Origin of the sequence: Anaerococcus faecalis (genome assembly GCF_013371425.1) — a bacterium.
Classification (GTDB): Bacteria; Bacillota; Clostridia; order Tissierellales; family Peptoniphilaceae; genus Anaerococcus; species Anaerococcus porci.
In genome coordinates this window covers 1-13,479 of record NZ_JABVBA010000007.1, presented here as the reverse complement: position 1 = coordinate 13,479, position 13,479 = coordinate 1, and the positions used below count along the sequence as shown (strand labels likewise).

Below are 13,479 nucleotides of genomic sequence, written 5' to 3'. Positions count from 1 at the left end.
TTTGCTCCTTTATTTCTTGTAAGGCATTCCCATTAGTGTTAAGAATGCTTTAGCTTCTTCATCAGTTTCAGCTGTTGTTACAAATGTGATATCCATACCATGTAAGAAATCTACATCATCGTATTTAATTTCTGGGAATATTAATTGTTCCTTAATTCCTAACGAATAGTTTCCTCTTCCATCAAATGAATTAGGATTTATTCCTCTGAAGTCTCTAACTCTAGGTAGGGAAATTGAAATTAACTTATCCATAAAATCATACATTCTTTCTCCTCTAAGAGTTACTTTTGTGCCTATTGCTTGTCCTTCTCTTAGTTTGAAGTTAGATACAGATTTTTTTGCTTTTATTTCAATTGGTTGTTGACCTGTGATAAGTGCAAGTTCGTTTTTAGCTTTTGTTAATAAGTTTTTATTATCCTTAGCTTCCCCAAGTCCTATATTTATAACAATTTTTTCAAGTTTTGGAACTTGCATTAAATTTTTATAACCGAATTGATCCACAAGTTCTTTAACAACTTCTGATTTATATTTTTCTTTTAATCTACTTGTCATAATTACTCCTTTTGGACCTAATCGAATTTCTCGTCAGTTTTTTTGCAAACTCTAACTTTTTTGCCATCGATTATTTCAGTTGATGTTCTAACACCTTTTTTAAGACTTTCTGAGTAAAGAAGAACTTTAGAAGCATAGATTTTTCCTTCTTTTTCAATTCTTCCACTTTCTTCTCCCATTTGTCTTGCCTTTTGGTGTTTAACTATGATGTTTGCACCTTCAACTATTACTTTATTTTCTTTAGGGAAAGCTTTAAGTACTTCTCCTACATGTCCTTTATATTCACCTGATATTACTTGGACTTTATCGCCTTTTTTAATATGCATGTAATCCTCCTATAATACTTCCGGTGCAAGTGAGATAATTCTCATGAAACCTTCATGACGAAGTTCTCTTGTTACTGGCCCGAATATACGAGTTCCTACAGGTGTTTTATCGTCTTTTACGATTACTGCCGCATTATCATCAAATTTGATTGATGATCCGTCACTTCTTTTAACACCTCTTGATGTTCTAACTATAACCGCTTTAACAACTTCACCTTTTTTTACCGCTCCACCGGGTGTTGCACTTTTAACTGAACAAGTAACTATGTCCCCAATGTTTGCGTATCTTCTTCCGGCTCCACCAAGAACTTTGATAACTAAAAGTTCTCTTGCTCCGGAGTTATCTGCTACTCTCATACGAGATTCTTGTTGTATCATAATAATCTCCTTTACCTAATTAAGCACGAACTGCAGTTTCGTTAATTTTAACTAGTCTCCATCTTTTTGTCTTAGATAATGGTCTAGTTTCCATTATGGTTACAGTATCGCCTACTTTAGCTTCATTGTTCTCATCGTGAGCTTTATATTTCTTACTTACACTTAGTCTTTTTTTGTATACAGGATGTTGGATTTTTGTTTCAACTTTTACAGTTATTGTCTTATCCATACTATCTGATACAACTACTCCTTGAACGGATCTTCTACTATTTCTTTCCATCAAGTTAAGCCTCCTTATTTATATTGAGCTTTCTCTCTGTTTGGATTGTTTTTACTCTAGCTATATCTCTTTTAACATTTCCAATAGCAGCTGGGTTTTCAAGTTGACCTGTAGCCAATTGGAAACGAAGATTAAATAATTCAGATTGTAAATCGAAAAGTTTTTTATTTAATTCGCTATCACTTAATTTTCTGATTTCTACTGCTTTCATTAAGCTTCCTCCACTTCTTTGACTTCAAGCCTTTTAACAAATTTTGTCTTGATTGGTAGCTTTTGTGCAGCAAGTCTCATAGCTTCTCTTGCAACTTCTTCATTAACACCACTCATTTCAAACAAAATTCTACCTGGTTTAACTACCGCTACCCAATATTCAGGAGCACCCTTACCAGAACCCATTCTTACTTCGGCTGGCTTCTTTGAAACTGGCTTGTCTGGAAATACTTTAATCCAAATATTTCCGCCTCTTTTTATATATCTTGTCATAGCACGTCTTGCAGCCTCAATTTGATTTGCTGTAAGCCATGTACTACCTATTGCTTGTAATCCGTATTCACCATAAGCAAGTGTATTACCCTTTTGGGCTTTACCTTTCATTCTTCCCCTATGTTGTCTACGATATTTAACTCTTTTAGGCATTAACATAATCTTGTTTCCTCCTTGAGATAATAATCTTATCTATCGTTATTTCTATTATTAGGACGTCTTCTTCTGTTTTTTCTGTTGTTTTGGTTTGGTTTTTTTATCTTTGGTTGTCTTGGAGCTTTTTCTCCTGGAAGAATTTCTCCTCTATTAATCCAAACTTTACATCCTATTTTACCGTATTGTGTATCTGCTTCTGCAAAACCGTAGTCAACATCTGCTCTTAGTGTTTGAAGAGGAACTTTACCTTCGTTGTATCCTTCGCTTCTAGCCATATCAGCTCCACCAAGTCTTCCAGATACTTGAGTTTTTATACCTACAGCTCCAGCTCTCATTGTTCTTTGAACTGCTTGTTTCATTGCACGTCTGAATGTTATACGGTTCTCAAGTTGTGCTGCAATGTTTTCTGCAACTAATTGTGCATCAACATCTTGGTTTTTAATTTCTTCTACATTGATGATTACTCTTTTGCCTGTAGCTATTTTCTCAACTTTGTTTTTAAGTTCTTCTACTCCAGAGCCACCTTTTCCTATAACCATTCCTGGTTTTCCTGTGTAGATAGATATTTTGATGTTGTTTACTGCTCTTTCAATTTCAATATCAGAAATTCCTGCATCATAAACTTCTTTTTTGATTAATTTTCTTATTTTATGATCTTCAACTAAAAGATCAGAAAAGTCTTTTTTTTCTGCAAACCACTTTGAGTCCCATTCTTTTATAACTCCAACTCTAAAGCCTTTTGGATTTACTTTTTGACCCATATTATGCCTCCTCTGTTTCTAATTCTGTAAGAACTACACCTATATGAGATGATCTCTTAAGGATTGGATAAGCTGCACCCTTAGCTTTAGGTCTCCATCTTTTCATAGTTGGAGCATCATTAGCGAAGGCTTTTTTTACAAATAAGTTATCTCTTGATAATCCATTATTATTCTCAGCGTTTGCTATTGCACTTTTTAGCACATCTGAAAGTAGTTTAGCACCTTTTTTGTTAGTAAATCTAAGAATTGTAAGTGCTTCATCTACTTGTTTACCTCTAATTTCTCTGCATATATAATTAACTTTAAGAGGAGATATTCTTACATATTTAGCTGTTGCTTTGACTTCCATTTATACTCTCCTAACTTAATCTTGATTTTAATTCAGTTGCTTTTTTAGCATGGCCTCTGAATGTTCTTGTTGGAACAAACTCTCCAAGTTTGTGGCCTACCATGTCTTCTGTTATATAGATTGGCACGTGTTTTCTACCATCGTGAACTGCTATAGTATGTTCTACAAATTCTGGAAATATTGTTGAACGTCTTGACCAAGTTTTTATAACCTTTTTGTCATTTTTTTCATTTAAAGCTTCTACTTTTTTCATTAAATGTTCATCGACAAAAGGTCCCTTTTTTAAAGATCTTGCCATTAAATCCCCCTATTTTTCGTTTCTTCTTCTTACAATGTATTTAGAAGATTTGTTTTTCTTTTTTCTTGTTTTAAGACCAAGTGCTGGTTTACCCCATGGTGTAGATGGTGCTGGTCTACCTACTGGTGTTCTACCTTCACCACCTCCGTGTGGATGGTCTACTGGGTTCATTGCTGATCCTCTTACATGTGGTCTTTGACCCATATATCTAGTCTTACCAGCCTTACCTACTCTTACAAGTTCGTGTTCTATGTTTCCAACCATCCCGATTGTAGCTTTACAATTGTTGTGGATTAGTCTTGTTTCACCACTTGGTAATTTAACTGTTGCAAATCTTCCTTCTTTAGCCATAAGTTGAGCAGAAACTCCCGCACTTCTTACTAGGATTGCTCCTCTTCCAGCCTTAAGTTCGATATTATGAATCATTGTACCTACTGGGATATCTTTAAGCTCAAGTGCATTACCTGGCTTGATATCAGCTTCGGATCCACTTTCTACAACATCTCCTACTTTAAGATTTCTTGGAGCAAGAATATATCTTTTTTCTCCATCAGCATATGATAGTAGGGCAATATTTGCTGATCTATTTGGATCATATTCTATTGCTTTTACTGTTGCTGGTATATTATCTTTATTTCTTTTAAAATCAATAATTCTATATTTTCTCTTAGCTCCACCACCTCTATGGCGAACTGTAATTCTACCAGTATTGTTTCTACCACCCTTTTTCTTTAAATCGGTAAGTAAAGATTTTTCTGGTTGTTTTTTTGTAATCTCATCAAATGTCAAAACAGACATATTTCTGTGTCCGTTTGAAGTTGGTTTAAGTTTTCTTATAGGCATTTAAATCCTCCCTACATTCCGTCGAAGTATTCAATTGCTGCAGAATCTTCAGTTAAAGTAACATAAGCTTTCTTCCAATCTGCTTTTTTACCATAACCATATCTAGTTCTAACTTTTTTACCAGTAAAGTTTAAAGTTCTCACTTTTTCTACTTTTACTCCGTCAAAGATAGATTCAATAGCTTCTTTGATTTCTGCTTTGTTAGCATTTTTGTCTACTTCAAAAGTGTATTTATTATCTTCAAGTAATTCCATACTTTTTTCAGTAATTATTGGTCTTTTTACTATATAGTAAGGTGACTTCATTATTTAAATACCTCCTCAAGTTTTGCAATTGCATCTTTTGTAATTACAAGTTTATCATGTCTTAATAAATCATATACATTGATTAGGTTTGCTTTTTCTACATCAACACCTTCAATATTTCTAAATGATTTATAAATTTTGTCATCATTTTCTGCTATAACAACATAGGCTTTACTATTTGCATCTATGTTATTTAAGATTGTTTTTGCTTCCTTAGTTTTGTATGAATCAAGTTTTAAGTCATCTAAAACAACCAATTCATTTTCATTAACTTTTGAAGTTAAAACTGAGTAAAGAGCTTTTCTTCTCATTTTCTTAGGAATTTTGTAGCTATAGTCTCTTGGCTTTGGTGCAAATACAATTCCACCGCCTGTATAATGAGGAGCTCTTATAGATCCTTGTCTAGCTCTACCTGTTCCCTTTTGTCTAAATGGCTTTCTTCCACCACCTCTTACTTCTGCACGAGTCTTAGCGGATTGTGTGCCTTGTCTTTTATTAGCTAGTTGGTTTTTAACTGTGTCATAAACAGCATTTTCAGCGATTTCTGCTGCGAAAAGAGTTTCGTTTAACTCGATTTCACCAACATTTTCTCCCTTAATATTTAAAACTTCTACTTTAGGCATTTATTCCTCCTTATTATAGGCTCTTTGTAGCTTGTTTAACTTGAACAAGTCCACCTTTTGGTCCTGGAACAGCGCCTTTAACTAGGATGTAGCTGTCTTCTGTATTAACCTTAACAATTTTTAGGTTTTGAACTGTCACACGTTCATTACCCATCTTTCCAGAGCCTTTTCTACCTTTGAACACTCTAGCTGGGTCAGAACCTGCAGCTCTTGCACCTGCTACTCTGTGTGATTTAGAACCGTGGCTTGCTGGTCCTCTTCCATAGTTCCATCTTTTTATGGCACCTTGAGTTCCTTTACCTTTTGAAGTGGCTGTAATATCAACCAATTCACCTTCTTTAAAGATATCTACTGATATTGTTTCCCCAGGATTAAGTTCTGATTTTTCATCAAGTCTTATTTCCTTTAAGAATCTCTTGTAAGAAACTTCTGCTTTGTCAAAGTGTCCTTTAATAGGTTTTTTAACATTTTTTTCTTTTTTGTTTAAATATCCAACTTGGATAGCATTGTAACCATCAACATCTTCTGATTTCACTTGTGCTACTACATTATCATCAGCCTTAAGTACAGTTACAGGTGTCACTATGCCATCTTCGTTGATGACTTGAGTCATGCCTATTTTTGTTGTAAATATACTCTTCATTTGAGTACCTCCTTAATTACAGCGGATTGATCCAAAATATTTTGGAAAATCTTCAATCATTCTAATTACAGTTTTATCTCTATATCAACACCAGCTGGTAGATTTAATTTCTTTAAAGAATCTAAAGTCTTTGCATTTGGTCCAATGATGTCGATTAATCTTTTGTGTGTTCTTTGTTCAAACTGTTCTCTTGAGTCTTTGTATTTGTGAACCGCACGAAGAATTGTTATTATTTCTTTCTCTGTTGGCAATGGGATTGGTCCACTTACTTGTGCTCCTGATCTTTTTACCGCTTCTACGATTTTTTCTGCTGAGCTATCAATTATTTCATGATCATATGCTCTTAGTCTAATTCTTATCTTTTGATTAGCCATTTTTCCTCCTTTTGATGTGCCACCCATCCGGGCGTTTAATTATATTTGGAAAGCACTAGAGATTCTTCTCTAGCTTGCTTGGTGAAAATTACCTTCCACATCTGGCCTAAGTGTGAAAGCAACCTCCCACTTCATAGCACTTGAATATAATACAACAAATTCTAGAAAAAATCAAATATTTTGTTATTTTTCTAATATTTTTTAATCTCTTTAGAATCTACCATATCAATCTTTTCTATTATATATTGTTTTTAATTTTTTTTCAAATTATTTTTCAATTTTTTTCTTTTATTTTTTAATCTAATAAATTTTCTTTCCTTTTATATTATATGGATATATAGGCATTAAAAATTCATTATATAAGTAGATATTTATACTAATATATCAAGTTCTCCAAAATATTCTTTTTTAGTATAAAAATTTCCTTTTTATCTACTTTTATAATACCCTCATCCATCATTTTAGAAAGTTCCCTAGAAAGTGACGGTCTTGTTGTTGAAAGAAAGTCTGCAAGCTCTTCTCTGGTCTGATTTAATATTACCTTATTATCCTTTTCTTCAAGTAATAGGAAATTTCCTATCTTTTGTCTTAAAGTAAATTGAGTATTGATTTGATTTTTTTGACTAAGGACAAGACACTTTTTACTAAGTAGGTCTATATAATTTAGTAAAAATGACTTGGGCATAGCTTTATTAATTATATTTCTAAAATTTTTTATATGAAAAACTTTAGATTCTTTTTGGCAAAATGCCGAAAAGTCATACGGAACCTTAAGATAAGCGTAGACTTCTCCAAAAATACCTTTATTATTAAAGGTTTGAATTATTGATCTTTTTCCATTCGAATCAAATTTTGCAACTAAAATTGACCCCTCCTTTAAGTAATAAAGATCGCTTTTAATCTCTCCTTGCTCAAATATATAAGAATCTTTTGGATATCTTACTTCTACTATATCTATATTATCTTCTAAAATCTTAAGATCATCTTGACTTAAGTTTTTAAAAAGTGGTATTTCTCTTAAATTCATTTTTCACCTCTGATATTTTTTACCCAATTCAAGACTAAAACACTAAAATTAAACACTAGTATTTTTTCAAAAACCTTTAATAATCTTTTGTATTTTAAAAGCTTAATAATGGACTAAAATATTCCATTATATTTTTATTCTTTATTGAAATATTCTTCAGCTAGCAAACTATACATCGAAGCATCAACTATTCCTTTGTTACTCCAATCAGACTTCCTTAATGTGCCCTCAAAGGTCAATCCAGATTTTCGCATTACTTTTCCAGAATTTGGATTATTGGGATCATGCTGTGACTCAATTCTTTGGACCTTAACTTGCTCAAATAGAAAAGGAATAATAGCTTTTAGAGCTTCACTAGTAATGCCTTTATTCCACCATTTACTTCCAATTACATATCCAATATGAACCATATTTGTTTTTTCATTCATATCTACAACAGAAATCGAACCAATTGGTTCACAAATTTCTTTTAATACAATTGCCCGCTGATAGAATTTCTTATTTTTATAACTAGATATCCAATCTTCAATTACTCTCTTTGTAATAATTTTATCTTCATGCCTTGTCCACCTTAAAAATTCAGTCACCTTATCATCATGTGTCCAATTCTTATAGGCAAACTCTACATCATCAATATTGAATTGTCTTAACAGTAGACGATTTGTCTCAATTACAACTGTTCCTTTATGTTCCATAAAAACTCCTTAAATCTATTCCATCTTACTAATAAGAACATTTTGAATCTATCTTATAACATTTCTAGGATTTTTAATACATTATATCTTATTCATTTTTCTTGAGCATATTTCTTATGAAATGTTATATATCTTTGTCAACTTACACTTAATAATATTTAAAGATAAGTTAAGGAGCATTATTGATAATTTTCCTTCCTTATTTATATTCTATGAGGGAAATCTTTTGATAACATTATATTTTTATTTTTCTTTTAGAAATTGTACCAAAATTTATTTAAAAACTTGTATAACTATTTTATAAGAGGAATTGTCAAGACAACTTTAAAGCCACCTAATTTACTATGACCAATTGATACTTTTCCCTTATGACCTTCAATGATTTGTTTAACAAGTTTCAAGCCTAAGCCATGTCTTTGCTCTTTTAAATTATTGTCACAAACCATGTAGTGAGGTGTATTTTTAAGTGTTTCTAATTGTTCATCAGAAATTCCAATACCATCATCTTCAACACAAATATTACAATAATCTTCATCTTTACTCATAGACACATAAATTGTACAACCACATTCATTATGAGTGATACTATTTTGTATTAGATTGGAAATAGCTCGCTTCAAAAGATTTTCATCAGCATAAACTAAGCACTTGTTAAGCTCTTGTCCACTTATCCATTTAATTGGATACTTGTCGTCTATATCTATATTCATAAAATCTACTACTATTTGTCTGACAAGCGCAACAATCTTAAGTTCTTTTTTCATAAGAGGCTGCATATTATATTCAAGTTTAGAGGCAAGGTTAAGATCACTTATCAAATTTTTCATCCTATTACTATGTTTCACTATTGCTGATGCTTTCTTTTGAACTTCTTTCGGAAGATTAGGGGAATTTTCTAATTGTCCTGCATATCCCATTACCATAGATAGAGGAGTTCTGATATCATGCGATACACCAGCAATCCAATTTATTCTTGCCATTTCTCTCTTTTTCAACTGTTGCTTTTGTTCTTGTAAGATTGTGGAAGTTCTATTTATATTAGTAGATATTTCAGAAAGTAGTCCTTTTTCTTGAATATTGACTACTTTTCCTAAAGATAATTTCTGAATACCTTTAATAATTGAGTCAATTGATTTTATTAGCTTTAAATTTATCAATACATATAGCATGAGCATCAGTAAAATATTTATAATAAAAAAACTTATAATTATTCGAGGCATGTCAGAAATAAAGTTATATTTCCAAGTTGGACTAGTATGTTTCCAAAAACTTTCCGCTGGAAATCCTATCACTACAAGACCATCTTTGTTTGCTCCAGTATAAGTAGGATACCCATTAAGGTATCCAATGCTTAAATTAGAAATATCAGATAATGCATACTTAGTTGGAATTGTGCTTGGAAGCTTATTGTTATGCCAAATCATTTCAGATGTATCGTTATCAATCAAAATAGCCCAAGCATTGCTTTTTTCTAATTTTTCAGATATGTCTTTATCAAGGACATAAGTTCCTTGTTTAGAAAAGTGTAATGAATTTGCTGTTTCTTCAGCTATTTTATAAGGAGATGAATCCACATCTGGTATATACTTAAACATTATGGCTGAAAATATTAGAAGATTAATCAAGAAAAATAGAAAGCCACTCAAAACTAGTAAGCCGACAAATCGCTTAATGAGTTTATATACATCATTCATATTATATGTTCTCCACTTTTAGCTTATAGCCCAATCCTTTTACAGTTATTAAGGAAACAGGCTTTGAAGGGTTAAGTTCGATTTTTTCTCTAATTCGTCTTATATGTGCCATTAAAGAATTTTCATATCCATATATAGCATCACCCCATGCTGCTTCGCAGATACCATCAATCGTTACTATACGTCCTGCATTACGGTATAGGATAGATAAAATTTCATATTCTTTTGCAGTCAGAGGAATAATTTCATCATCTTTTATAATCTCAGCTTTTGCAAAATCAATTTGACTATTTTTCAACTGAACAAGTGGGTTTTCTTCTTTGTAACTTCTTCTCAAAATCGCCAATACACGAAACACAAGCTCTTTAGGTAGAAAAGGTTTGACTATATAATCGTCGGCACCCAAGTCGAAACCTTTAAATTTATCCTCATCTTCTCCACAAGCAGTAAGAAATAAAATAGGAAAATTATTGATTTCTTTTAAATCTTTCATCAAATCAAATCCATTTCCATCAGGAAGCATAATATCAAGTATTGCTAATTCTGGTTGATTCTTTTTTGCACAAGTGATTGCATCTTTTATATTTTTAGCTGTGCTAACACAAGTAAAACCATATTCTTCAAGAATAGAAGAAACCATCTCTAAAATTTCAATTTCATCATCAACAAGCAGTATGCGTTTTTTTAACAAATAATTATCCTTCATAGTAACATCTCCATTTAAATTATTTTAAATTATATCATATATTTTTAGTTTATTAAAAAAGTAAGGTAGATTTAAGGTAGAAAGAATGTTATTGCAAGGTAGATGACTTAATATAAATATAAGAAAAAACGAAAGGAAATTTTATTATGGATTATATTATAACAACAAAAATGTTAACAAAAAAATACAAATCATTTGTAGCCGTCGACGATATTTCGATTCATATTAGAAAAGGTAGTATATATGGATTTCTCGGTCCTAATGGAGCAGGAAAATCAACAACTATGAAAATGCTTTTGGGATTGGTATTTCCTACAAAAGGAAGTTTTACAATTGATAAAAAACACTTTCCAAAAGATAGAGTCGCTATTTTAAAAGAAATAGGTTCTCTTATTGAATCACCATCCTATTATGCAAATCTAACAGGCAGAGAAAACCTTGATATTATCCGCCGTATTTTAGACTTACCAAAAAGTGCCGTTGATGATGCATTAGATCTTGTTAATCTAACTGAATTTTCTGATAGACTTGCCAAAAAATATTCTTTTGGAATGAAACAAAGATTGGGAATAGCTGGAGCCTTAATCGGTAGACCACCAATCCTTATTTTAGATGAGCCTACAAATGGTCTTGACCCTGCAGGAATTCATGAAATTAGAAATTTAATTAAATCTTTGCCAAAATTATATGATTGTACAGTACTTATTTCTTCACATATGCTATCTGAAATTGAATTAATTACAGATGATATTGGTATTTTAAATCATGGAAGATTACTTTTCGAAGGATCTCTTGATGAGCTTCGAAAAAAAACAATATCATCAGGATTTAAAACAGGAAATTTGGAGGAGATGTTTTTATCCATGGTTGATGAGGATAATCTCACTAGAAAGCAAAGGAATATGTTATGAAAGCTTTATGTATTGAACTAAGAAAAGAAAAAAGAAGCAGTATTATACCTTTGATGTTATCAGTTGGTATCTTTGGAGCCTTGTATGCTATTGTAAATTTTATGGTTAGGAAAGATAGTTTACTAAATTTACCATTGGCACCTATGGATGTGCTTTTAACCCAACTATATGGAATGATTATGGTAGTGAATATGTTTGGTATAGTTGTTGCGACTTCTACGATTTATAATATGGAATTTAGAGCTTCTGCTATAAAGAAAATGCATATGCTCCCTATTAGTGTTTCTAAAATATTTCTTAGCAAGTTTTCTATTTTGACTTTTATGCTATTTTTTGCTGTGGTATTACAAAGTTTAGCTCTCGCAAAAATTGGTGTGACCGATCTACCAGAAGGAACTTTTAAGGTTAAAACACTTTTAGTTTTTTCAATATATACCTTTATAACATCTATGCCGGTTTTGTCATTTATGATTTTTATCTCTTCTCGTTTTGAAAATCTTTGGATTCCAATAGGTATTGGTGTATTAGGTTTTTTAAGTGCTATGTCACTTGCTTCATCAAAAATGCCTATATTTTTGCTTAATCCTTTTGTGCTTATGATGAAGCCTGCAGTAGCTACAAGTGCAAAAGTTGATATAGCAATTACTATCATTTCAATTGTTGAATCTCTATCTTTGCTTTTTATTGGTTTATGGACATCCAAGAATCTACCTTATGAATGGGAGGTATCCAAATGAGTTTTTTTGAATTAATCAAAATAGAGCTTATGAAAATTAAACGTGGAAAGATTCTCCTTTTAATTTTTATAGCTCCAATGCTTGTTGTTTTTTCAGGAATAGGAGGATTAAAAAACTATCTTACTCCAGAATTCACAAACGCTTGGGCAGCTATGTTTATACAAAGTGCTTTAGTATATTCTTACTATCTTTTACCCTTTACTATGATTGTTGTCTCAACGTTAATATTTGGTAGAGAAAAATCTAATAATGGAATCTTGAAGATGTTAGCTTTACCTCTTAGTAGACATAGACTCTCTTTAGCCAAGTTTTTTGTTTTGGTATTTTTTCTTATAATAGAGCTTATTGTATTTTTGCTTGTATTTGTACTTGCAGGAATATGGGCAACAAAAAACGCTAATATTGCAGAAACTTTACCTATTCTTTATCTTTTGAATTGGTGTATAAAAATTTTTCTTACGATGTTACCAAGTTTGGCAAGTATATGGGCAATCACTATAATTTTTGATAAAGTAATATTGTCTGTTGGACTAAATATTCTTTTGGTAATTCCAAGTATACTTGTAGCAGCTACTCCACTTAGAATAGTTTATCCATATTGTTATAGTGGTTATTTGGTGTCATGCTCATTATATGATTTTACGTCAACTGGTATAAATAATAATTTTGAATTATTTCCACTTATGCCTATTGCAATTTTTATTTTGGCTTTTGCAATTTTGCTTGCAATAATACAATTTGGAAAAAAAGAAATGAGGTAAAATTTCAATTTATCTTAAACAAACAATACTCATGCAAAAAGTAAAATTACTTTTATACAAAATTTTTCAAGATTAGTAAAGTTCTATTATTAAGAAATTTAATAACAAGGCTATAAGATAAGATTACACAATCTATAAGTTATATAATTAAAAAGGAAGTATAGAAAAATCAAAACTATACTTCCTTTAAGACTGTGTAAAGTTTTGTGTATAGAAACCTCCTGATTAGGGTAAAGAAAAACTAACCAGGAGGAATTTTTATGCCAAGAAAAAGACCGGAAACAAGAAGAAGTAAAATAGCAAAAATGTTAATTGAAGAATATCAGCCTCAAAGTGCACAAGATATTCAAGAAGCACTAAAAGATCTTTTAGGCGATACAATGCAAGAGCTTTTAAAAGCAGAATTAGATGAGCATTTAGACTATGAATATGGTGAAAAACCACTTTCCCTAAATACAAGAAATGGAACAAGTAAAAAAACAGTTAGATCATCTTACGGAAACATAGAATTAAACATACCAAGAGATAGAGAAGGAACATTTGAACCACAATCATTAAAAAAATACGAAAAAGACAT

The 13,479-nt window shown here is 31.4% G+C and carries 22 protein-coding genes; 4 read left to right on the top strand and 18 right to left on the bottom strand.

Annotation, left to right across the window (positions count from 1 at the left end):
* Positions 1 to 9 precede the first annotated feature (9 nt).
* From rplE to HV819_RS07205, 18 genes are all read right to left on the bottom strand, one after another.
* Positions 10 to 552: a 50S ribosomal protein L5 gene (rplE, locus tag HV819_RS07290; protein ID WP_154540671.1), complete on the bottom strand. Its 543-nt coding sequence runs from the start codon at positions 550 to 552 to the stop codon at positions 10 to 12.
* A 17-nt stretch (positions 553 to 569) separates the two neighbouring features.
* A complete protein-coding gene (gene rplX / locus HV819_RS07285; protein WP_154540669.1) occupies positions 570 to 878 on the bottom strand; it encodes a 50S ribosomal protein L24 in 309 nt (102 codons plus the stop codon).
* Positions 879 to 887: 9 nt separating this feature from the next.
* On the bottom strand, positions 888 to 1,256 hold the full coding sequence (gene rplN, locus HV819_RS07280) for a 50S ribosomal protein L14 (protein ID WP_154540667.1): 369 nt from the start codon (positions 1,254 to 1,256) through the stop codon (positions 888 to 890).
* A 19-nt stretch (positions 1,257 to 1,275) separates the two neighbouring features.
* Positions 1,276 to 1,536: a 30S ribosomal protein S17 gene (rpsQ, locus tag HV819_RS07275; protein ID WP_154540665.1), complete on the bottom strand. Its 261-nt coding sequence runs from the start codon at positions 1,534 to 1,536 to the stop codon at positions 1,276 to 1,278.
* 4 nt (positions 1,537 to 1,540) lie between these two features.
* Positions 1,541 to 1,747, bottom strand: a complete 207-nt coding sequence (gene rpmC / locus HV819_RS07270) for a 50S ribosomal protein L29 (RefSeq protein ID WP_154540663.1) — start codon at positions 1,745 to 1,747, stop codon at positions 1,541 to 1,543.
* On the bottom strand, positions 1,747 to 2,178 hold the full coding sequence (gene rplP / locus HV819_RS07265; protein WP_154540661.1) for a 50S ribosomal protein L16: 432 nt from the start codon (positions 2,176 to 2,178) through the stop codon (positions 1,747 to 1,749). Before rplP ends, rpmC begins: the two co-directional genes overlap by 1 nt.
* A gap of 29 nt (positions 2,179 to 2,207) precedes the next feature.
* Entirely contained in the window at positions 2,208 to 2,936 is a 729-nt protein-coding gene (rpsC, locus tag HV819_RS07260; protein WP_176269866.1) for a 30S ribosomal protein S3, read from the bottom strand.
* A gap of 1 nt (position 2,937) precedes the next feature.
* Complete coding sequence (gene rplV, locus HV819_RS07255) at positions 2,938 to 3,285, bottom strand: 50S ribosomal protein L22 (RefSeq protein ID WP_154540657.1); 348 nt, start codon at positions 3,283 to 3,285, stop codon at positions 2,938 to 2,940.
* 10 nt (positions 3,286 to 3,295) lie between these two features.
* Positions 3,296 to 3,583: a 30S ribosomal protein S19 gene (gene rpsS / locus HV819_RS07250; RefSeq protein ID WP_154540655.1), complete on the bottom strand. Its 288-nt coding sequence runs from the start codon at positions 3,581 to 3,583 to the stop codon at positions 3,296 to 3,298.
* A 9-nt stretch (positions 3,584 to 3,592) separates the two neighbouring features.
* Entirely contained in the window at positions 3,593 to 4,426 is an 834-nt protein-coding gene (gene rplB / locus HV819_RS07245; protein WP_154540653.1) for a 50S ribosomal protein L2, read from the bottom strand.
* A gap of 11 nt (positions 4,427 to 4,437) precedes the next feature.
* Positions 4,438 to 4,731, bottom strand: coding sequence for a 50S ribosomal protein L23 (rplW, locus tag HV819_RS07240; RefSeq protein ID WP_154540651.1), 294 nt, complete (start codon positions 4,729 to 4,731; stop codon positions 4,438 to 4,440).
* Positions 4,731 to 5,354, bottom strand: a complete 624-nt coding sequence (rplD, locus tag HV819_RS07235; protein WP_176269865.1) for a 50S ribosomal protein L4 — start codon at positions 5,352 to 5,354, stop codon at positions 4,731 to 4,733. The genes rplW and rplD overlap by 1 nt, the downstream gene beginning before the upstream one ends.
* Positions 5,355 to 5,367: 13 nt before the next feature.
* Entirely contained in the window at positions 5,368 to 5,997 is a 630-nt protein-coding gene (rplC, locus tag HV819_RS07230; protein ID WP_176269864.1) for a 50S ribosomal protein L3, read from the bottom strand.
* Positions 5,998 to 6,062: 65 nt separating this feature from the next.
* Entirely contained in the window at positions 6,063 to 6,371 is a 309-nt protein-coding gene (gene rpsJ / locus HV819_RS07225; RefSeq protein WP_154540645.1) for a 30S ribosomal protein S10, read from the bottom strand.
* A gap of 376 nt (positions 6,372 to 6,747) precedes the next feature.
* Complete coding sequence (locus HV819_RS07220; protein WP_176269863.1) at positions 6,748 to 7,398, bottom strand: Crp/Fnr family transcriptional regulator; 651 nt, start codon at positions 7,396 to 7,398, stop codon at positions 6,748 to 6,750.
* Between the two features lie 134 nt (positions 7,399 to 7,532).
* The gene (locus HV819_RS07215) at positions 7,533 to 8,093 is read right to left on the bottom strand and encodes a GNAT family N-acetyltransferase (RefSeq protein WP_176269862.1); all 561 of its coding nucleotides are present in this window, start codon (positions 8,091 to 8,093) and stop codon (positions 7,533 to 7,535) included.
* A 293-nt stretch (positions 8,094 to 8,386) separates the two neighbouring features.
* Positions 8,387 to 9,787, bottom strand: coding sequence for a sensor histidine kinase (locus HV819_RS07210; protein ID WP_176269861.1), 1,401 nt, complete (start codon positions 9,785 to 9,787; stop codon positions 8,387 to 8,389).
* Position 9,788: 1 nt separating this feature from the next.
* Positions 9,789 to 10,493, bottom strand: coding sequence for a response regulator transcription factor (locus HV819_RS07205; RefSeq protein WP_176269860.1), 705 nt, complete (start codon positions 10,491 to 10,493; stop codon positions 9,789 to 9,791).
* 146 nt (positions 10,494 to 10,639) lie between these two features.
* On the opposite strand from HV819_RS07205, the gene HV819_RS07200 reads away from it, so the two are divergent.
* The 4 genes from HV819_RS07200 to HV819_RS07185 form a co-directional block, all read left to right on the top strand.
* Positions 10,640 to 11,404 carry an ABC transporter ATP-binding protein gene (locus tag HV819_RS07200; RefSeq protein ID WP_176269859.1) on the top strand — a complete coding sequence of 255 codons (765 nt, stop codon included), beginning with the start codon at positions 10,640 to 10,642 and terminating at the stop codon, positions 11,402 to 11,404.
* Positions 11,401 to 12,141 carry an ABC transporter permease gene (locus HV819_RS07195; protein WP_176269858.1) on the top strand — a complete coding sequence of 247 codons (741 nt, stop codon included), beginning with the start codon at positions 11,401 to 11,403 and terminating at the stop codon, positions 12,139 to 12,141. Before HV819_RS07200 ends, HV819_RS07195 begins: the two co-directional genes overlap by 4 nt.
* Complete coding sequence (locus HV819_RS07190; RefSeq protein WP_176269857.1) at positions 12,138 to 12,902, top strand: ABC transporter permease; 765 nt, start codon at positions 12,138 to 12,140, stop codon at positions 12,900 to 12,902. Before HV819_RS07195 ends, HV819_RS07190 begins: the two co-directional genes overlap by 4 nt.
* A 305-nt stretch (positions 12,903 to 13,207) precedes the next feature.
* Positions 13,208 to 13,479, top strand: a 272-nt coding sequence (locus HV819_RS07185; RefSeq protein ID WP_235942780.1) for a transposase, incomplete at its 3' end; no start/stop codon positions are given.

Bases quoted from the DNA above. Each gene is read 5' to 3' on its own strand.
- HV819_RS07220 (WP_176269863.1), bottom strand. From the start codon at position 7,398: ATGAATTTAAGAGAAATACCACTTTTTAAAAACTTAAGTCAAGATGAT.
- rplX (WP_154540669.1), bottom strand. From the start codon at position 878: ATGCATATTAAAAAAGGCGATAAAGTCCAAGTAATATCAGGTGAATAT.
- rplC (WP_176269864.1), bottom strand. From the start codon at position 5,997: ATGAAGAGTATATTTACAACAAAAATAGGCATGACTCAAGTCATCAAC.
- rpsQ (WP_154540665.1), bottom strand. From the start codon at position 1,536: ATGGAAAGAAATAGTAGAAGATCCGTTCAAGGAGTAGTTGTATCAGAT.
- rpsC (WP_176269866.1), bottom strand. From the start codon at position 2,936: ATGGGTCAAAAAGTAAATCCAAAAGGCTTTAGAGTTGGAGTTATAAAA.
- rplW (WP_154540651.1), bottom strand. From the start codon at position 4,731: ATGAAGTCACCTTACTATATAGTAAAAAGACCAATAATTACTGAAAAA.
- HV819_RS07190 (WP_176269857.1), top strand. From the start codon at position 12,138: ATGAGTTTTTTTGAATTAATCAAAATAGAGCTTATGAAAATTAAACGT.
- rplD (WP_176269865.1), bottom strand. From the start codon at position 5,354: ATGCCTAAAGTAGAAGTTTTAAATATTAAGGGAGAAAATGTTGGTGAA.
- rpsS (WP_154540655.1), bottom strand. From the start codon at position 3,583: ATGGCAAGATCTTTAAAAAAGGGACCTTTTGTCGATGAACATTTAATG.
- rpsJ (WP_154540645.1), bottom strand. From the start codon at position 6,371: ATGGCTAATCAAAAGATAAGAATTAGACTAAGAGCATATGATCATGAA.
- HV819_RS07200 (WP_176269859.1), top strand. From the start codon at position 10,640: ATGGATTATATTATAACAACAAAAATGTTAACAAAAAAATACAAATCA.
- HV819_RS07215 (WP_176269862.1), bottom strand. From the start codon at position 8,093: ATGGAACATAAAGGAACAGTTGTAATTGAGACAAATCGTCTACTGTTA.
- rplP (WP_154540661.1), bottom strand. From the start codon at position 2,178: ATGTTAATGCCTAAAAGAGTTAAATATCGTAGACAACATAGGGGAAGA.
- HV819_RS07210 (WP_176269861.1), bottom strand. From the start codon at position 9,787: ATGAATGATGTATATAAACTCATTAAGCGATTTGTCGGCTTACTAGTT.
- HV819_RS07195 (WP_176269858.1), top strand. From the start codon at position 11,401: ATGAAAGCTTTATGTATTGAACTAAGAAAAGAAAAAAGAAGCAGTATT.
- HV819_RS07205 (WP_176269860.1), bottom strand. From the start codon at position 10,493: ATGAAGGATAATTATTTGTTAAAAAAACGCATACTGCTTGTTGATGAT.
- rpmC (WP_154540663.1), bottom strand. From the start codon at position 1,747: ATGAAAGCAGTAGAAATCAGAAAATTAAGTGATAGCGAATTAAATAAA.
- rplV (WP_154540657.1), bottom strand. From the start codon at position 3,285: ATGGAAGTCAAAGCAACAGCTAAATATGTAAGAATATCTCCTCTTAAA.
- rplN (WP_154540667.1), bottom strand. From the start codon at position 1,256: ATGATACAACAAGAATCTCGTATGAGAGTAGCAGATAACTCCGGAGCA.
- rplB (WP_154540653.1), bottom strand. From the start codon at position 4,426: ATGCCTATAAGAAAACTTAAACCAACTTCAAACGGACACAGAAATATG.
- rplE (WP_154540671.1), bottom strand. From the start codon at position 552: ATGACAAGTAGATTAAAAGAAAAATATAAATCAGAAGTTGTTAAAGAA.